Origin of the sequence: Nocardioides sp. SYSU D00038 (genome assembly GCF_016924665.1) — a bacterium.
Lineage (GTDB): Bacteria > Actinomycetota > Actinomycetes > Propionibacteriales > Nocardioidaceae > Nocardioides.
Genome location: NZ_JAFFJT010000034.1, coordinates 1 through 17,995, shown reverse-complemented (window position 1 = coordinate 17,995; position 17,995 = coordinate 1). Strand labels below are relative to the sequence as shown.

Genomic DNA, 17,995 nt, shown 5'->3' with positions numbered 1-17,995 from the left:
TGTCTCGAGACCCGGTGAGACGACAGCCCTCCCGTTCCCACCGGAGGGCGTTCGGCCGTCTGGGGTCTCGACGGGCGCTCCTCGCTGGGGCTCGTCGCTGCTCGACCACCGGCGGGGGACCGGCGCGGCCACCGGCGGGGCACGCCCTAGGCTGGCGCCATGGGCAAGCAGGAAGACTACGTGCTCCGGGCGCTCGAGGAGCGGGACGTCCGGTTCGTGCGGCTGTGGTTCACCGACGTGCTGGGCTTCCTCAAGTCGGTGGCGGTGGCGCCGGCCGAGCTGGAGGGGGCGTTCGCGGAGGGGATCGGGTTCGACGGCTCGGCGATCGAGGGGTTCGCGCGGGTCTTCGAGTCCGACATGCTCGCCAAGCCCGACCCGGCGACGTTCCAGATCCTGCCCTGGCGGGGCGAGGGGCCGGCGACCGCGCGGATGTTCTGCGACATCGTGATGCCCGACGGGTCGCCGTCGTACGCCGACCCGCGCCACGTGCTCAAGCGCACGCTGGGCGCGGCGGCCGACAAGGGGTTCACCTTCTACACCCACCCCGAGATCGAGTTCTACCTCTTCAAGGACGCGCCGCAGGACGGCGCCGAGCCGGTGCCGGTCGACCGCAGCGGCTACTTCGACCACACCGCCCAGTCGATGGGCGCCGACTTCCGCCGCGAGGCGATCACGATGCTCGAGGCGATGAGCATCTCGGTGGAGTTCAGCCACCACGAGGCCGGGCCGGGGCAGCAGGAGATCGACCTGCGCTACGCCGACGCGCTCTCGACGGCCGACAACATCATGACGTTCCGCACGGTGATCCGCGAGGTGGCGCTGAGCCAGGGGATTTGGGCCAGCTTCATGCCCAAGCCGTTCACCACCCACCCCGGTTCGGGCATGCACACCCACGTGTCGCTCTTCGAGGGCGACCAGAACGCCTTCTACGAGGCCGGCGCGGAGTACCAGCTCTCGACCACCGGGCGGCAGTTCATCGCCGGGGTGCTCGCCCACGCCCCCGAGATCAGCGTGGTCACCAACCAGTGGGTCAACTCCTACAAGCGGATGATGGTGGGCGGCGAGGCGCCGTCGTACATCTGCTGGGGCCACAACAACCGCTCAGCCATGGTGCGGGTGCCGATGTACAAGCCCAACAAGGGGCAGTCGACCCGCGTCGAGATCCGCACCATCGACGCCGCCTGCAACCCCTACCTCGCGTACGCCGTGGTGCTGGCCGCCGGGATGAAGGGCATCGAGAACGGCCTGGAGCTCCCGCGCGAGGCCGAGGACGACGTCTGGTCGCTGACCGAGCGCGAGCGGCAGAGCCTCGGCATCGAGCCGCTGCCCAAGAGCCTCAACGAGGCCATCGCGATCGCCGAGGGCTCCGAGCTCCTCGCCGAGACGCTGGGCGAGCACGTCTACGACTTCTTCCTGCGCAACAAGCGGGTCGAGTGGGACGAGTACCGCGGCCAGGTCTCGGCCTTCGAGCGCGACCGGATGCTGCCGGTCATCTGACCGCGGACCAGGGGACCAGCGCCGTGGGCTACACCGACGACCGGGTGCGGCGGCTGACGATCGCGCTCGGCGTCGCCGGTGCGCTCGGGCTGACGGTGCTGGTGCTGGCGCTCGCCGCCGTGCAGCGCACCGGCGACCTGGTCACCGCCGACGTCGTGGTGGGCAGCACCGGCGCCGTCGTGCTGCTGGCGACCGGTGCCGCGATCGCCGTCGTACGTCGCCGGCTGCCGGTCGGGCGCCGGGTCGCCAGCGGCGCCGGCGCGCTCACCTCGCTCGGCGGGTTGCTGCTCGCGGCGAGCCCGCTGGGCCTGCTCATGGTGCTGGTCGGCCTCGGCGTGCTGGCGCTCGCGCTGCTCGCGGACGAGCCGCAGGAGGGCTGATGCGGCCGGCCACCACCAAGGGCGCGCTGATCCGGCTCGGGTTCCTCGACCCGGATGCCTCGCTCGAGGCGCTGGCCGGACTGGGCCCGGTGGCCGACTCGCTGCTCGCCATGCTGGGCCGCACGGCCGACCCCGGCGCCGCCGTGGCCGGGCTGCTCCGCCTGGCCGAGGCGGCCGACGACCGCGACGACCTGCTGCGCGCGCTCGAGGACGACGAGGGCACCGCGATGCGGCTGCTCTCGGTGCTCGGTGCGAGCGAGGCGCTGGCGCTCCACCTGGCCCGCCACCCCGACCACTGGCGCGAGCTCACCGACCCCACCCTGGGCTCGACCCGGCCCGCGGCGTTCGCCCTGCGCGAGGACCTGCTGCGCGCCGTCGGTGCCGCCCCCCAGGACGCCGAACCGGTGGCGACGCTTCCCGATGCCGAGGCGGTCGACGCGATGCGCGTGGAGTACCGGCGGCTGCTGCTGCGGCTGGCCGCCCGCGACCTGTCCCACTGCCTCGGCGTCGACGACGTGGCCGCCGAGCTCTCCGACCTCGCGGCCGCCACCCTCGAGGCCGGCCTCGCCGTCGCCCGGCAGCGCGTGGGCGAGGCGGCCTCCGACGTGCGGCTCGCCGTGATCGCGATGGGCAAGTGCGGCGGGCACGAGCTCAACTACGTGTCCGACGTCGACGTCGTGTTCGTCCACGAGCCGCGCCACGACGACGTCGACCCCACCGCCGCGCTGCGCACCGCCAACCAGCTCGCCAGCCACCTGATCCAGGTCTGCTCCGACCAGACGGGGGAGGGCACGATCTGGCCGGTCGACGCCAACCTGCGACCGGAGGGCGCGCACGGTCCGCTGGTGCGGACGCTGGCCAGCCACCAGGGCTACTACGAGCGCTGGGCCAAGACCTGGGAGTTCCAAGCCCTGCTCAAGGCCCGGCCGGTGGCCGGCGACCTCGCTCTCGGGCGGGCGTACGTCGACATGGTCTCGCCGATGGTGTGGCGCGCCGCCGAGCGCGACGGGTTCGTCGAGGACACCCAGGCCATGCGGCGACGGGTGGTCGAGCACATCCCGGCCCGCGACGCGGAGCGCCAGCTCAAGCTCGGCTCGGGCGGGCTGCGCGACGTGGAGTTCGCCGTCCAGCTGCTCCAGCTCGTGCACGGCCGCGCCGACGAGCGCATCCGTCCGCCGACGACGCTGAGCGCGCTGGCCGAGCTCACCCGGGGCGGCTACGTCGGCCGGGAGGACGGCGAGGCGCTGCACGAGGCCTACTGGTTCCTGCGCACCCTCGAGCACCGGCTCCAGCTGCACCGGCTGCGCCGACTCCACGTCGTGCCCGACGACGAGCCGTCGTTGCGGCGGCTCGGCCGGAGCATGGGGTTCACGAAGGAGCCGCACGTCCAGCTCGACCGGGCCTGGCAGCACCACCGCCGCGAGGTGCGCCGGCTGCACCAGAAGCTCTTCTACCGTCCGCTGCTCCAGGCCGTCGCCCAGCTGCCCGGCTCCGAGGCACGGCTCTCGCTCGAGGCCGCCGGCGACCGGCTGGCCGCCCTCGGCTTCGCCGACCCGCGCGCCGCGCTGCGCCACCTCGAGGCGCTCACCACCGGCGTCAGCCGCACCGCCAACATCCAGCGCAGCCTGCTGCCGGCGATGCTGCAGTGGTTCGCCGAGTCGCCCGACCCCGACGCCGGCCTGTTCGGGTTCCGCCGGATCAGCGAGGCCCTCGGCGACAGCCCGTGGTACCTGCGCACGCTGCGCGACGAGGGCGAGGTCGCCTCGCGGCTGGCCTACCTGCTCGGCACCTCCCGCTACGCGACCACGCTGCTGGAGAGCGAGCCGGCCGGCGTGCGGATGCTGGGCGAGGACCTCGCCCCGCTGCCGGCCGAGCAGCTGACCGAGGAGATGCTCTCGGCCGCCGGCCGCCGGGCCGATCCCGAGAAGGCGGTCCGGGCCGTGCGCGCCGTACGCCGCCGCGAGCTGCTGCGGATCGCGGCGGGCGACCTGCTCGGCCTCACAGACGTCGCCGACGTCGGCTCCGGGCTGTCGCGGCTCACCGACGCCACGCTGGAGGCGGCCCTCGCCGCGGCCGGGGTGGCGGTCCGGGCGAGCCGCGGGCTGGAGTCCGCGCCCACCCGGATGGCGATCGTCGCGATGGGTCGCTACGGCGGGTTCGAGCTGTCCTACGGCTCCGACGCCGACGTGCTGTTCGTCCACGAGCCCGAGGCGGGCGTCGACCAGCACGACGCGGCGTCGTACGCCCAGGCGGTGGCCAACGAGCTGCGCCGGCTGCTGGCGCTGCCCGGCACCGACCCGCCGCTGGAGGTCGACGCCGACCTCCGCCCCGAGGGACGGCAGGGCCCGCTGGTGCGCAGCCTCGACTCCTACGCCGCCTACTACGCGAAGTGGTCGAAGGTGTGGGAGGCGCAGGCGCTGCTGCGCGCCGACGCGGTGGTGGGCGACGAGGGGGTGCGCCGCCGGTTCACCGAGCTGATCGACCCGCTGCGCTTCCCCGAGGAGGGGCTGGCCGGCGACGACGTCCTCGAGGTGCGCCGGATCAAGGCGCGCGTCGACGAGGAGCGGCTGCCCCGCGGTGCCGACCCGCGCTCCCACCTCAAGCTGGGGCGTGGCGGGCTGGCCGACATCGAGTGGACCGTGCAGCTGCTCCAGATGCAGCACGCCGGGCGGGTGCCGGGCCTGCGCACGTCGCGCACCCTCGAGGCACTCGAGGCAGCCCGCGAGGCCGGGCTGGTCGATGCCGCCGACGCCGAGGAGCTCGCGCGGAGCTGGCGGACCACCAGCCGGGTGCGCAACGCGATCACGCTGGTGCGCGGCCGGGCCAGCGACCAGTTCCCCCACGACACCCGGGAGCGGGCGGCGGTGGCGTCGGTGCTCGGCTACCCCGCGGGGTCGACCGACGAGATGGTCAACGACCAGCTGCGCACCATGCGGCGCGCGCACGCCGTGGTGGAGCGGATCTTCTGGGACGACTGACCCCGCTTCGTCGCCCGGCGGGTTGCCGCGGCGCCGGACGGGGAAGCGGAGGGCATGTACTTCGACAACCGGCCGTGCGAGCAGTGCGGCGCCGAGGTGGAGCTCAAGCCGCACGAGACGCTCGAGGTCAACGAGCCCGACTCCACCATCGACGAGCGGGTCTGCACCAACCCCGACTGCGAGACCAACCGGGCCGGCCGGGCCGCCGACGCGCCCAAGCCCTGAGCCGGACGGTCCCGGCTCAAAGACCTGGCAGCTGGTGCACCAGCCCCTGCACGAGGTCGTACGTAGCCCGGTCGGCCGCCCCGACCAGTCCGCGCGGCTCCGGCTGCTGCGGCTGGTAGGGCCGGCCGTCGAAGGTGCCGAGGTAGCCGCCCGCCTCGCTGAGCAGCAGCGCGCCCGGCGCGTGGTCCCAGGGCTTGGTGCCGCCGTAGAGGACGAAGTCGGCCTCGCCCTCCACGAGCTTGGGGTAGTCGACCCCGCAGCAGACCCAGGTCAGGTCGAGGGCGCGCAGGGTGCCGAGCGCCCGGCCCAGCCAGCTGCGCCGCGAGGTCACCCCGCGCAGGTCCTCCCCGAGCGGGGGCCGGACCAGCCGCTCGCCGTCGCGGTAGGCGCCGGCGCCGCGCTCGGCGACGTACGCCACCCGGTGCTGCGGCTGCCAGATCCACGACCGCACCACCTCGCCGCCCACGAGCTCCGCCGCCATCACCGCGTGGTCGGGGGAACCGGCGACGAAGTTGCGGGTGCCGTCGACGGGGTCGACGGTGAAGGCGTGCTGGGCGGCCCGGAACCGCCCGAGCAGGGCCGGGTCGCCCGCCGTCGCCTCCTCGCCCAGCACCAGGGCGTCGGGGTGGGCGGCCGAGAGCGCGCGGGTGATGAGCACCTCGGCCTCCCGGTCCGCGACCGTGACGAGGTCGCCGGGCCGCTTCTCCATCACCTGGCCCTCGGCCAGCGCCCGGAACCGGGGGTCGATGACCTCCTCGGCGACGTCGCGGAGCAGGGCCAGCACCTCGTCGGTCTCCACACGGTCACGCTATCGACCCGCCCACTAGGGTCTGACCATGGCTACCGACAGCACCCGTGAGAAGGCTTCGACCCTGCTCGGCCTCCACCGCGACCCCCAGCTGCTGACCGTCGTCAACGTCTGGGACGTCGTAAGCGCGACCGCGGTCGCCGCGGTCGACGGCACCACGGCGCTGGCGACCGCCAGCCACTCGATCGCGGCGTCGTTCGGCTACGAGGACGGCGAGCAGATCCCGGTCGACCTGATGCTCGAGCAGGTAGGGCGGATCGCCGCCGCCGTCGACCTCCCCGTGACCGCCGACCTCGAGGGCGGCTACGGCGACGCGCCGGGCACCATCCGCCGGGCCATCGGCCTGGGCGTGGTCGGCGCCAACATCGAGGACCAGATGAAGCCGTTGCCCGAGGCGGTCGCGCAGGTCGAGGCGATCATGAAGGTCGCCGAGGAGGAGGGCGTCGACTTCTGCCTCAACGCCCGCACCGACGCCTTCGTCCTGGGCAAGGAGCGCGACCGCGGCGAGGTGCTCGCCGACGCGATCGAGCGCGGGACGGCGTACCTCGAGGCGGGCGCGCCCACGGTCTTCGTGCCGGCGATCCTCACCGAGGAGGAGGTGCTGGCCCTCGTCGACGCCTTCGGCCCCCAGCGCCTCACCACCATCGGCATCCCCGGCACCCCGAGCCTGGCCTGGCAGCAGGAGCACGGCGTCGCCCGGGTCTCCTACGGCCCGATGAGTCAGAACGTCGCCCTCACCGCCCTTCAGGAGCTCGTCGAGGACGTCCACCGGGGTGGCGGCGTCCCCTCGACCATGCGGATCCTCAACTGACCGCTGGTCGAGCAGCGAGCGCCAGCGAGCGTCGTCGAGACCCGGTGAGCCGAGAGTCCTCCCTGTACCGGGCGACTCCGCGGACGGGGCTGGGCGGGGGCTGACTGCGGCTTGTGCGATCCGGCGGGGCGGGTGGCTGTTGATGGGTGGGGTGCGGGGCGCCGCGCGTGGTGGGGCACTGCGGCTGCTGCGCGCCGGACGTCGTTCGGCACTCGTTGCCGTGTCGCCGGACGCTGCCCTGCGGTTCCCCAGGTAGTCAGCGGCGCCACGCCGCCGTTGACGGGCGTACCGCTGGTCGAGCAGCGGTACGCCAGCGAGCGTCGTCGAGACCCGGTGAGACGAAGGCCCTCCCATCCCCACTGATGGGCGTTCGGCCGGCGGGGGTTTCGAGACAGTCGCTAGCGCGACTTCCTCAACCACCGGTGGGTGGCGCTGGTCGAGGTGCGAAGGCCGCTAGGCCTGAGCCTCGAGACCCGGTGGGCCGAGCGCCCTCCCGTCCCCACCGGAGGGCGTTCGGGTGCGCGGGTTTCGAGGCTCGCTTCGCTCGCACCTCAACCAGCGCGGGGCGGCGTGGCACAATCGCCAGCCATGGAGGCGAGGATGGACCCCGCGCTGCTGCTGGCGCGCGCCGTCCTCCTCGCCACGCTGCTGGTCTTCCTCGGGGTCGCCGGGCACGTGACGGCCGACGGGCTGCTGCCCGGCACGACGGTGCTGGTGCTGCTCGCGGCGTTCACGCTGCTGCCGTGCGCCGCGCTGCTGGCGCGGCCGGCCTCCGCGCTGCGGCTGGTGCTCGCGATGGTGGTCGGGCAGGCGCTGGTGCACCTGGTGCTGACCGTGAGCGCCGGGCACGTGGGTGACCCGGCGCGGCCCTCGGTGGCCCGCGACGCCCCCCGGCTGTGGTTGCCGAAGGTCGACGGGCGCCGGGTCGGGTCGCTGCAGGGCGCCTACGAGTCCGGCTCCGGGCACGGCGCGCTCCAACCGAAGCTGCCCGTCGGGCACCTCGTGGCCGACCTCTCGGCGCACACCCCGATGATGGCCGCCCACCTCGCCGCGGCCGCCCTGCTCGGGCTCTGGCTCGCCGTGGGGGAGCGCAGCCTCTGGACGGTGGTCGCCCTGCTGGCGGCCCTCGTCGTCCGCACCGCCACCCTGCTCGCCGCGCCGGTCGCGACCGCCCCCTGGCGGCCGGCCACCGCGGCCGTGCGCCACGACCGCCGTCCGGCGCTCACGACGCTGCTCGCCCGCTCGGTCACCCGACGCGGGCCACCCGCCCTGCTGCCGGCCTGACCCCCTGCCCCGACGGGCCGCGGGTCGGCTGCCCGTCCGTGCCCCGGCGCGCCGCGTCCGGGGCTCCGTCGCGCCCGCCCGCGCGGGCGCCGCAGGGAAGAACTCTCATGACGACTGCACCCACCAGGCCGGGGCCGACCGCCCCGGCGACCCGACCACCACGACCGAGGTCGGGCGGCGGCTGGTTCCGCGCGGTGTGGCGGTGGCACTTCTTCGCGAGCTTCCTCGTGATCCCGGTGCTGCTGCTGCTCTCCGTGACCGGCCTGATCTACCTGTTCCGCTTCCAGCTCGAACCCCTGCTCCACCCCGACCTGATGACCGTCGACCCACCCGGCGGCCAGGCCGTCGTCCAGCCGTACTCGGCCCAGCTGGCCGCCGTCGACGTCGCCTACCCCGATGCCACGGTGGTCTCGATGACCGAGCCCCGCGCCGACGACCGGCCCACGGTGTTCTCGGTGACCACCGCCGAGGGGGAGGGGCGGGACGTGTTCGTCGACCCCTACGTCCCCGAGGTCCTGGGCTCGATGGATCCCGACTCCACGCTCAGCGGTACGGCGGTGCGCCTGCACGCCGACGCGATGTCCGGCACCGTCGGTGACCGGGTCATCGAGCTCGCGGTGTGCTGGGCGATCGTGATGGCGCTGACCGGCTATTACCTGTTCGTCCGCGGGTTCCGCGCCCGGCGCCGCCTCAAGCGCTCGGGACGGCCGGGGGCGGCGCTGCGCTCGCGGCACGGCGTCGTCGGCTCCGTCGTGGGGCTGGGCCTGCTCTTCCTCCTGGTCTCCGGGCTGCCGTGGACCGGCCTGTGGGGCGCGAAGGTGCAGGAGGTCGCGACCGCCCGCGGCACCTCGATGTGGAGCCTCGACCACGGTGCGATCTCCGACCCGCTCTCGACGCTCGACGAGTCGCTGCCCCACAGCCACTCCTCCGACGTGCCCTGGGCGCAGCAGCAGACCCCCGTGCCGCAGTCGGACGGCGAGGGCCACGAGGGCGCGGTCGCCAACGTCGACACCGCCATCGAGGTCGCCGACGGCGAGGGTCTGCGGCACCCGATGACGGTGGCACTTCCCAGCACCGACGACGGTGTCTTCTCGGTGATCGGGTTCGCCTTCGACGCGCCGTCGGACGAGCGCACCGTGCACGTCGACCGGTTCGGCGGGCAGGTGGTCTCCACCTACGGCTTCGACGACTACCCCGCGCTGGCCAAGGTGGTGGCCCAGGGCATCGGTCTCCACGAGGGGCGCAGCCTCGGCCTGGTGTCGTTCTGGGGCTCGGCGCTGATGTGCCTGACCGTGGTGTTCATGTGCGTCACCGGCCCGCTGATGTGGTGGCGTCGCCGACCACGAGGGACCGCCGTCGGCGCGCCGCGCGGACGGATGCCGCTCCAGGCCACGCCGGCGCTGCTCGTCGGCCTCGCGGCGCTCGGGATCTTCCTGCCCCTGTTCGGGATCTCGCTGCTGGTCGTGCTGCTGCTCGACCAGCTCGTGCTCCGGCGGGTGCCGGCCCTCTCGGCGTTCTTCGCCACCAGCTGAACCCCCTCCCAGACCTCAGACAAGGAACTCGACATGACCATCTCCACCCGCCTCCTCGCGCGCGCCGCGCTCGTCCCCGCTGCCGGCGTGCTGGCCCTCGGGCTCGCCGGACCGGCCGCCGCCCATGTGACGGTGACGCCCTCCGACACGGCCGCCGGCGCCTACGCCGTGCTGACGATGAGCGTCCCCCACGGCTGCGACGGCTCGCCCACCACCCGGGTGACGATCTCGGTGCCCGAGTCGATCGTCTCGGTGACGCCCACCCGCAACCCGTTCTACGACGTCGAGGTCGTCACCGAGAAGCTCCCCGAGCCGATCACCGACGCCCACGGCAACGAGATCACCGAGCGCGACGCCCGGGTCGTCTACACCGCGACCTCTCCGCTGCCCGACCACCAGCGCGACGCCCTCGAGCTGTCGGTCAAGCTGCCCGACGAGGAGGGCCTGCTGGCGTTCCCGACCGTGCAGACCTGTGAGGAGGGCGAGACGGCCTGGACCCAGGTCGCCGCCGACGGCGACGACGAGGAGCTGGACACCCCGGCGCCGGTCTTCGAGGTGACCGCGGCCGACAGCGGCGAGCCGCTGGCGGAGAGCGAGCCGGCCGCCGCGACCAGCGCGGACGACGGCGACGGCGACGGCCGCGCGCTCGGCGTCGCCGGGCTGGCGGCCGGCCTGCTGGGCCTGGTGCTCGGCGGCCTCGCGCTGGCCCGCACCCGCACCCGGACGTGACCGGGTCCGCGACGCTGCGGCGGGGGTGGGCCCTCGGGCTAGCCCTCGCCGGGGCGCTGCTCCTGCTCGTCCCGGCCCCCGCCCAGGCGCACGCGACCCTGCTCGGGTCCGACCCGGAGGACGGCGCCGTCGTGACCAGCCTCCCGGGCGAGGTCACGCTGCGGTTCAACGAGCCGGTGCAGGTCGAGGGCGACGGGGTCACGGTGCTGGCTCCGGGCGGCGACGAGCTCGACGTCGAGGCGCGCTCCAGCGACAACGAGGTGATCGCCGGGCTGTCCGGCGACGGCCAGCAGGGCACCTACGTCGTCGCCTGGAAGATCACCTCGGCCGACGGGCACACCGTCCAGGGCGCCGTGTCGTTCGCGGTGGGGGCCGCGGGCGCGACCCCGAGCGCGACCCCCGGTCCGCCCGAGCGCACCCTCGTCGTGCCGGTGCTCGTCGCGGGCGTGCTCGGCGGGCTCGGCCTGTTGGCCCTCGCCGTCGGCGTGGTCACCGGCCGGGGTGCTGGGTCGCGGCGGCCGGCCTGGTGGGTGACCGGTGTCGCGGCGCTGGTGCTGGTGCCCCTGGTCGAGCTGCGCGGCGCCGGCCGGCCGCTCGGCGACCTGACCGATGCGGGCGCGTGGTTCGGCGGCCTGTTCTCGTGGCCCGGCCTGCTGCTCGGCGGAGTCGCGCTGGGCGCCGGCCTGGCCGTCGCGTCCCCACGCCGCACCGCGCTGGCCGGCCTGGTGGCCGCGGCCGCCCTGGCGGCCGGGGTGGTGGTGGCGCTGCCTGGTCCGGTCGACTCGCCGGCAGCTGCGGAGCCGTCGTCGCCGGTGGCCGCGGCCGATGCGCCGGGGCTGCGGGTCGTCGCCGAGCTGGGCGCCACGACCGTGGGGGAGCAGCCGCTCCGGCTGACCCTCGAGGACGGCGCGGGCGCCCCGCTCACGCCGTACGACGTGCCGCAGGTGACCGTGTCGGGCGAGGTCGAGCTCGGCGCCGTCGAGGTCACCGGCGCGGACGGCGAGTGGACCGGGACCGTGGCCTTCCCGCGGGGAGGGGAGTGGGAGCTGGTGGTGAGCGTGCGGACCACCGAGTTCGACAACCCGGTGGTGCGGCTGCCGTTCAGCATCACACCCGCCCCCGGCTGAGCCGGGCCACGGAGTCGCCACCCGTCCGCCGGCCCGGTCGCCGGCGAACCTGCCGTGGCCGCCGCCCCTCCCCTTGTCGGGGGAGGGGCGGCGCATCCGGCGCTCAGCGCGGCGTGTCCGCGGCACCCGGTGAGGCCGGACCCGCACAGACTGCCGGTCCGGACGAGAGGGCTCCTCACCCCCGTGGGTGTGCGGCGCGACAGTGGACCACCCGCGTGGCCCGCACCCGAGAGGCGGGCCGCGCGAGTCCGAGACGAGGTCGACCGACCAGGCTGGGAGGTGCTGCTCGGCCGACCGGCCCGCTACCCGCGCGGCCGCGCAGCCAAACCCTACCGCCGGGTCGTCGGGCTTCCGGGGTCGCGGAGACCGTCGTTCAGAGACTGGGCAGTAACCACTCCGTCCGCCGGTCCCGTCGTGTCGTCGCGGGCCCTGAATGACCGCGTATGCCCTGGGCGGCGTCGGGCATCGTCACGGGTGACGCACGATCCGCACGAGAGGACGCGCCATGTTCGACCACCTCCTGTCCTGGTTGCTCGCCCAGCGCTGCGTGCTGGGCTGCGGGGCCCGGGTCCCGGCCGACGGCCTCACCCACCACCTGCACCTGCGGCACGCCGAGCTCCACTGACCGGTCGGTCAGGTCTGACGTCTGCGTCCTCCCGCCGCGGTTACCTCTCGGTCATCAGACCGACTCTCATTGCGGAGGAACCATGACCACCGGAGAACACGTCGGCCCCGTCGGGCCGAGCAGGGGCGACAAGCTGGCCCGGACGATCGCGACGGTCGTCGGCGCGACCTTCCTGCTGGTCGGGGTGCTGGGCTTCGTGCCGGGCATCACCACCAACTACGACGACCTGAAGTTCGCGGGCCACGAGAGCACCGCCGAGCTGCTGGGTATCTTCCAGGTCTCGGTGCTGCACAACGTGGTGCACCTGCTGTTCGGCCTCGCCGGACTGGCGCTCGCCCGGCGCGGGTCGACCGCCGTCACCTACCTGCTCGTCGGCGGTGCCATCTACTTCGTGCTGTGGATCTACGGGCTGGCGGTCGGCCACGACCACAACGCCAACTTCGTGCCGCTCAACGACGCCGACAACTGGCTGCACCTGGTGCTGTCGATCGGCATGATCGGACTCGGCCTGTACGCACGTCGGGCGCTGCGTGGCGAGATCGGCAGCCAGGACCCGATGTGACGCGCAAGCAGAGGTCCGACCCCACCCCGGGGACCGCGTGAGCGACACCCCCCGCAGCGTCACGCGCGTCGCCGCCGGCCTCGGCGGCGACGTGCTGGCGGTGCTCACCGGTGCCCTCTCCGCGGTACGACCTGCCCCCAAGCCGCTGCACCCCGACGGTCGGCTGCGGCTGGCGGTCCTCCACCGCGACGGACTCGCCGAGCCTGTCGGCGTGCCGCTGCTCGACGGGCCCGGTCCGGTGCCGGTGCTCGCGCGCGAGTCGCGCGCCGTGGGACTGCCCGCCCCGCTCCCCGACGTGCACGGGCTGGCGCTGCGCACCACCCGGGCCGACGGCCGGCCCGCCGACCTGCTGCTCGCCTCGACCGGCACCGGCCCGGTGACCCGGTTCGTGCTCACCGTCGGCCGCACGCCGTACGCGCGGCCGATGACGACGCTGCTGCCCTACCGCTCCAGCGCTGGGCCGCTGGTGCTGGGCGTGGTGGCTCGCGGCGAGCACGAGCTCGAGCTGCGCTGCGCCGTGGCCGCGGGTGCCTGGCAGCGGGTCGGCACCCTGGCGCTGGGCGAGCCGGCGCCGGACCAGGAGATCAGCTTCGACCCGGTGGTGCACCGGCCCGAGGGGTTGGAGCAGTACGGCTGGGTGCTGCGCCTGCGCGAGCCGGCGTACGCGCGAGCCCGCGCCTCGCGCGACTGACGGGCCCGGACCCGGACCCCGGCTCAGCGACCGAGGGCGCGGCGCAGCCTGCGCGCCGCCCGCCACCCGGCCCAGCCGGCCAGCACCCACGGCCCGGCCACGACCACCGGGTCGACCACGTGGTGCCGGGCGTCGACCCGGCCGCGCCGCGAGGAGAGACCGTGCCCGGTGAGCTCGGCCCGGAGGCCGGTCTGGGTGAGCGGGTTGTCGGGCCGGGTGGTCGCGAACGAGCGCAGGACGCTCTCGGCCACGTCGATGCGGTCGGCGGCCAGCAGCAGCAGCCAGTGCGCGGCCCGGCCCTCGCTGAAGCGGGCGTAGCTGTAGCGCCGCACGACGCCCGAGAGCCCCTTGGTCGGGCACGAGGTGCCGTAGACCGGCGGCAGCATGCTGTGCTCGATCGAGCGCTCGCGGGACGGGTCGCCGTCCTGGGGCTCGGGCAGCGTCCAGTGTGCGCCCGTCTCCTCGGGGGCGTAGCGCTCCCGGGGGTACGACGGCCGGTCGGCGGGGTCGAGGTCGACGCCCCACCCGGGGATGCGGGCACGCAGCTCCTCGGCGGTCTCGCGCATCGGCGGCCGGGGCGCGGTGTACGGCGTGGTCATGGTGCCTCCTCAGGCGGCGTCGGTGACGATCAGGGGCTTGATGCAGCCGTCGAGCTTGGCCGAGAACAGGTGGTAGGCCTCGCCGATATGCTCCAGCGGGATCCGGTGCGTCACGATGTCGCTGGGCTTGAGGTGGCCCGCGCGCACGTGCTCGAACAGCCGCGGCCACTGCCGCTTGACGGGGCACTGATTCATCCGCAGCGTGAGTCCCTTGTTGAGCGCGTCGCCGAACTTCACCGCGCTGAACATCGGCCCGTAGGCGCCCATCACAGAGACGGTGCCGCCCTTGCGGACCCCGTCGATCGCCCAGTTCAGCGCGATCGGCGACCCGCCCTGCAGCTTGAGCTTGGCGGCCGTCACGTGCTGGAGCAGGTTGCCGTCGGCCTCGGCCCCGACCGCGTCGATGACCGAGTCGGCGCCGAGGAAGTCGGTGGTGCGCTTCAGCTCGACCACGACGTCGCGGTGCTCGGCGAAGTTGATCGTCTCGGCGTGGGCGAAGGTACGGGCCTTCTCGAGCCGGTCGTCGAGGTGGTCGACGACGATCACCCGCCCCGCCCCCATCAGCCAGGCCGAGCGGGCGGCGTAGAGGCCCACCGGTCCGGCGCCGAGCACCACCACCGTGTCGCCCTCGGCGATCTCGGCGAGCTGGGCGCCGAAGTAGCCGGTGGCGAGGGCGTCGGTGAGCAGGACGGCGTCCTCGCGGTCCATCCAGTCGGGGATCTTGGTCGGGCCCACGTCGGCGAACGGCACCCGCACCAGCTCGGCCTGTCCTCCGTCGTAGCCACCGCAGGTGTGGGAGTAGCCGTAGATGCCGCCGACCGCGGTGGCGTTGGGGTTGACGTTGTGGCAGTTGGAGTAGAGGCCGCGGGCGCAGAAGTAGCACGAGCCGCAGAAGACGTTGAACGGCACCATCACCCGGTCGCCGACCCGGAGGTTGCGCACCGACGGGCCGACCTCGTGCACGACGCCGATGAACTCGTGGCCGAACGTGCTGCCGACGCGGGTGTCGGGCATCATCCCGTGGTAGAGGTGCAGGTCCGAGCCGCAGATGGCGGCGAGCTCGACGCGGACGACCGCGTCGTTGGGGTGCTCGATGCGGGGCTCCGGCTTCTCCTCCACACGCACCCGGTAGGGACCCCGGTAGACCATCGCCTTCATGCGTCCTCCTCCTGCACGCGGACCGTCGCAGGGGAGGTATCCGTCCGCCGGGCTCCGATACGGGCCGGCGGGACTCACTCCTGCTGGGTCTCCGGGCTGAACCCGTGCTGCACGGCCCACAGCACCGCCTGCGAGCGCCGGGTGGCGCCGATCTTGCGGTAGGCCGTCCGGAGGTAGGTCTTCACGGTGTTGATGCTGAGGTAGGACCGCTGCGCGATCTCGTCGTTGCTCAGGCCCTGGGCGACGAACGTCAGGACCTCGGACTCGCGAGCCGTGAGGCCGTGCTCCTGCCCGGGCCAGGCCGGCATGCCGCCGTCGTCGACCGCCGGCGTCCCCGCCACGACGTCGCGGCCCTCGTGGATCGCGACCACCGCGTCGACCAGGTCCTCGGCGCCGATCCCCTTGTGCAGGTAGGCGGCGGCACCGTGTCGGCGGGCGAGGTGCTCGGGGTAGGAGTCCCAGCTGAAGACCACCACGGCGGCGTCGTTCTCGGCGACGATCCGCCGGAGCTTGTCGTCGCCATCGGGGAGCCGGCCGAACGTGTCGAAGAGGATCACGTCGACCTCGGGCGGCATCTGCACGCTCGCCGTGGCGGTCAGCACCTCGACCCGGTCGCGGTAGGGCTCGAGCATGGTCGCCAGCCCGTGCAGCACCACGTCGTAGTCGTTGGACAGGGCGATCCGTACGGGTGTCACGGGGAGCCTCCTGGGCCCGGACTCAGTCGTCATGGGCGATGCCGCCACTCGCGGCCTCGATGACCGCTTCGGCGAGCTCGTAGACGGACACCTGAGCATGGACAGCCGCCGTCTGCAACCTACGGGCCGCCCGGTCGAGGTCAATGCCCTGCTGGGCGGCCAGCAGGCCCACCGCGGTCTCGATGCGGTTGCGCTCGTGCACCCGTCGGGGGGCGTCGCGGGCCTCCTCCAGGGTGCTGAACGAGAGGTCGGCGTTGGTGACCGCGCCGGGTGCCCACGCGGAGAACAGCTCGGCGACGGGCTCGTGCAGACCGTCGAAGGCGCGCGAGGTGGCGCCGTAGAGGTTCACGCTGCCCACCACCCGCCCGTCGTCGGCGAGGATCGGCAGGCTCAGCGTCGAGGCGACCCGAGCCTCGGGGGCGGCCTGGGCGAAGAGCTGCCACGAGCTCTCCTCGAGCGGGACGCCGATCTCGAAGGTGCGCACGGTGCCCTCGGCTGCGGCGCTCACGCAGGGCCCCCCGGCGACGTACTGCACCCCGTCGAGCAAGCGGCACTCCTCCTCGGTGGCGACCACGGTGATGGTGATCCCGTCCTTGACCGAGGCCAGGCTGATCCCGACCAGGTCGGGCACGAGCTCCCGCACCCGTTCGGCCGTGACCTCCAGCCGGTCGAGCACAAGGGCGTCGTGGGCCACCGGGTCGAGCTCGTCGGCGGCTTCACGGGACTCGGGGAGAGGTTCCACGCTGAGGCTTTACCCAGCGGGGGAGCCGCTCATCCTTCCCGGGTGCGGTCACCTGACGACCGCGTCGACGACCTTCTTGAGCGCACCCGGCTCGCTCGGCCGGGTCGGGGCCTTCGGGCGCAGGTCGAGCATCGCCTGGCCGATCTCCTGGAGCGCCTTGCGGCCGAGGCCCTCCCGGACCTCGGGGAACCACTCCTGCTCCTCCTCCTCGATGTGGTGGCGCACGTTCTCGATCAGCACCGTGGTCTTGGCGGTGAACCGCTCGTCGTCGGGCTTCATGGCGGCGAGCTCCATCACCAGCACGTCGGCGACGTGGTGCTCCTCGTAGGACTCCAGCACGTCGTCCTCGAGCTCGGGGAGCAGCTCGCGCACCCGGGGGTACATCACCTCGTTCTCGAGGTAGGTGTGCACGGTCAGCAGCTCGATGATCCGGTCGACCAGCCGGCCCTTGGTCTTCAGCGCACCCTCGCCGGCCTGCTCGAACTCGCGGAAGGCGCGGAGGATCTCCTTGTGGTCGTTCTTCAGCAGGACGATGGCATCGGTCGACATGAGGGCTCCTGGACGGGGGAGGGGTGGACGGGCCGCTTCGGTACCCGCTCCACCCGCGACCAGACCGCTACCCGTCGCCGTCGAGTCGTGGGTTAGTGAGTTGCAGAAAAGCCACCCCGGGGGACCCGCGGGCCCCCGGCCCCCCCCCCCCCCCCCGGGGGCGGGGGCGGGTTGTGCCGGCCGCGCCCGCCCCCACGACTCGGCGTCAGCGGCGGACCCGGAACCGCCAGGTGCGCACCGTCCGGTTGCCGAGGGCGTCGCGGACGACGAGACGCACGGTGTGGCGCCCGGGTGCGAGCGCGCGGCGTGGCGTCCAGCGCACGACGCCACGGGCGTCGACCCGGGCGGCCACCGCGCGGCCGTCGAGGCGCAGCACCAGCGAGCGTCGGCGTACGGCGGAGTGGGCGTCGCTGACCCGGGCCCGCAGCGTGGGCGTGCGGTCGCGGGTGGTGCCCGCGGGCCGGGCACCGCCGACCCGGGGGCCGGTGCGGTCGACCCGCCAGGTGCGCACCGCGGGGGTGGGGTCGGTGTTGCCGGCGGCGTCGGTGACCCGCACCCGGAGGGTGTGCCGGCCGTCGCGCAGGCCGGTCAGGCCGACCACCGGTCCGCAGGCGGCCCAGGAACGCTGGTCGAGGCGGCAGGAGAACCGGCTGCCTGGCTCGCTGCTCGCCACGCGGAACGTCGCGCGGCGGGTGTGCACCGCGCCCGTCGGGCCGGCCGCGATCGTGGTCTGCGGAGCCGTGGTGTCGACCGCCCCGACCACGACCCGCACCGTGTCGGTCACCGTGCCCTCGACCTCCGGGTCGGTGCTGGTGACGGTGAGGGTGGCGGTGTAGGTGCCGGGGTGGGGGTAGGTGTGGTGGGGGTCGGGGCCGCTGGTGGTGGTGCCGTCGCCGAGGTCCCAGGTGTAGGTGAGGTCGGTGGTGGTGGGGGCGAGGTCGACGCAGCCGATGCGTTGGGCGGGGTTGTCGGGGTCGTGGATGACGATGGAGACGGCGTCGGG

18 protein-coding genes are annotated in these 17,995 nt (G+C 74.1%); 11 read left to right on the top strand and 7 right to left on the bottom strand.

The genetic code is table 11. The annotated features are described in order from the left end of the window. Nucleotides 1-159 precede the first annotated feature (159 nt). Genes JT721_RS19330 through JT721_RS19315 form a run of 4 tightly spaced genes read left to right on the top strand, consistent with a single transcriptional unit; the run spans nt 160 to nt 5,080 of the window. Nucleotides 160-1,497, top strand: a complete 1,338-nt coding sequence (locus JT721_RS19330) for a glutamine synthetase family protein (protein ID WP_205475065.1) — start codon at nt 160-162, stop codon at nt 1,495-1,497. Between the two features lie 23 nt (nt 1,498-1,520). Continuing rightward, nucleotides 1,521-1,877: a hypothetical protein gene (locus JT721_RS19325; RefSeq protein WP_205475064.1), complete on the top strand. Its 357-nt coding sequence runs from the start codon at nt 1,521-1,523 to the stop codon at nt 1,875-1,877. Continuing rightward, on the top strand, nt 1,877-4,855 hold the full coding sequence (locus tag JT721_RS19320; RefSeq protein WP_205475063.1) for a bifunctional [glutamine synthetase] adenylyltransferase/[glutamine synthetase]-adenylyl-L-tyrosine phosphorylase: 2,979 nt from the start codon (nt 1,877-1,879) through the stop codon (nt 4,853-4,855). The genes JT721_RS19325 and JT721_RS19320 overlap by 1 nt, the downstream gene beginning before the upstream one ends. A gap of 54 nt (nt 4,856-4,909) precedes the next feature. After that, nucleotides 4,910-5,080 (top strand): hypothetical protein, encoded by a 171-nt coding sequence (locus JT721_RS19315; protein WP_205475062.1) that lies wholly within the window; start codon nt 4,910-4,912, stop codon nt 5,078-5,080. Nucleotides 5,081-5,096: 16 nt separating this feature from the next. Here JT721_RS19315 and JT721_RS19310 read toward each other — a convergent pair whose 3' ends face one another. Beyond that, the gene (locus JT721_RS19310) at nt 5,097-5,879 is read right to left on the bottom strand and encodes an inositol monophosphatase family protein (protein ID WP_205475061.1); all 783 of its coding nucleotides are present in this window, start codon (nt 5,877-5,879) and stop codon (nt 5,097-5,099) included. A 37-nt stretch (nt 5,880-5,916) separates the two neighbouring features. On the opposite strand from JT721_RS19310, the gene JT721_RS19305 reads away from it, so the two are divergent. The 7 genes from JT721_RS19305 to JT721_RS19275 all read left to right on the top strand — a co-directional run bounded on the left by JT721_RS19305 (nt 5,917) and on the right by JT721_RS19275 (nt 13,249). Continuing rightward, nucleotides 5,917-6,699 carry an isocitrate lyase/phosphoenolpyruvate mutase family protein gene (locus JT721_RS19305; RefSeq protein ID WP_205475060.1) on the top strand — a complete coding sequence of 261 codons (783 nt, stop codon included), beginning with the start codon at nt 5,917-5,919 and terminating at the stop codon, nt 6,697-6,699. A 588-nt stretch (nt 6,700-7,287) separates the two neighbouring features. Then, the gene (locus JT721_RS19300) at nt 7,288-7,983 is read left to right on the top strand and encodes a hypothetical protein (protein ID WP_205475059.1); all 696 of its coding nucleotides are present in this window, start codon (nt 7,288-7,290) and stop codon (nt 7,981-7,983) included. A gap of 107 nt (nt 7,984-8,090) precedes the next feature. Continuing rightward, a complete protein-coding gene (locus JT721_RS19295; RefSeq protein ID WP_205475058.1) occupies nt 8,091-9,515 on the top strand; it encodes a PepSY domain-containing protein in 1,425 nt (474 codons plus the stop codon). A gap of 33 nt (nt 9,516-9,548) precedes the next feature. After that, nucleotides 9,549-10,244, top strand: a complete 696-nt coding sequence (locus JT721_RS19290; RefSeq protein ID WP_205475057.1) for a YcnI family protein — start codon at nt 9,549-9,551, stop codon at nt 10,242-10,244. Continuing rightward, a complete protein-coding gene (locus JT721_RS19285; protein WP_205475056.1) occupies nt 10,241-11,371 on the top strand; it encodes a copper resistance CopC family protein in 1,131 nt (376 codons plus the stop codon). The genes JT721_RS19290 and JT721_RS19285 overlap by 4 nt, the downstream gene beginning before the upstream one ends. Before the next feature lie 707 nt (nt 11,372-12,078). After that, nucleotides 12,079-12,558: a DUF4383 domain-containing protein gene (locus JT721_RS19280; protein ID WP_205475055.1), complete on the top strand. Its 480-nt coding sequence runs from the start codon at nt 12,079-12,081 to the stop codon at nt 12,556-12,558. A 37-nt stretch (nt 12,559-12,595) separates the two neighbouring features. After that, entirely contained in the window at nt 12,596-13,249 is a 654-nt protein-coding gene (locus JT721_RS19275) for a hypothetical protein (RefSeq protein WP_205475054.1), read from the top strand. 23 nt (nt 13,250-13,272) lie between these two features. Here JT721_RS19275 and JT721_RS19270 read toward each other — a convergent pair whose 3' ends face one another. From JT721_RS19270 to JT721_RS19245, 6 genes are all read right to left on the bottom strand, one after another. Beyond that, the gene (locus JT721_RS19270) at nt 13,273-13,848 is read right to left on the bottom strand and encodes a hypothetical protein (RefSeq protein WP_205475053.1); all 576 of its coding nucleotides are present in this window, start codon (nt 13,846-13,848) and stop codon (nt 13,273-13,275) included. A 9-nt stretch (nt 13,849-13,857) separates the two neighbouring features. Further along, nucleotides 13,858-15,006: a zinc-dependent alcohol dehydrogenase gene (locus JT721_RS19265; RefSeq protein ID WP_205475052.1), complete on the bottom strand. Its 1,149-nt coding sequence runs from the start codon at nt 15,004-15,006 to the stop codon at nt 13,858-13,860. Nucleotides 15,007-15,080: 74 nt separating this feature from the next. Then, on the bottom strand, nt 15,081-15,701 hold the full coding sequence (locus JT721_RS21875) for a response regulator transcription factor (protein ID WP_205475051.1): 621 nt from the start codon (nt 15,699-15,701) through the stop codon (nt 15,081-15,083). 22 nt (nt 15,702-15,723) lie between these two features. After that, nucleotides 15,724-16,443 (bottom strand): ANTAR domain-containing protein, encoded by a 720-nt coding sequence (locus JT721_RS19255; protein ID WP_205475050.1) that lies wholly within the window; start codon nt 16,441-16,443, stop codon nt 15,724-15,726. Between the two features lie 48 nt (nt 16,444-16,491). Continuing rightward, a complete protein-coding gene (locus JT721_RS19250; protein WP_205475049.1) occupies nt 16,492-16,992 on the bottom strand; it encodes a hemerythrin domain-containing protein in 501 nt (166 codons plus the stop codon). A 205-nt stretch (nt 16,993-17,197) separates the two neighbouring features. Next, the coding region (locus JT721_RS19245; protein WP_205475048.1) for a PKD domain-containing protein at nt 17,198-17,995 on the bottom strand (798 nt) is incomplete at its 5' end.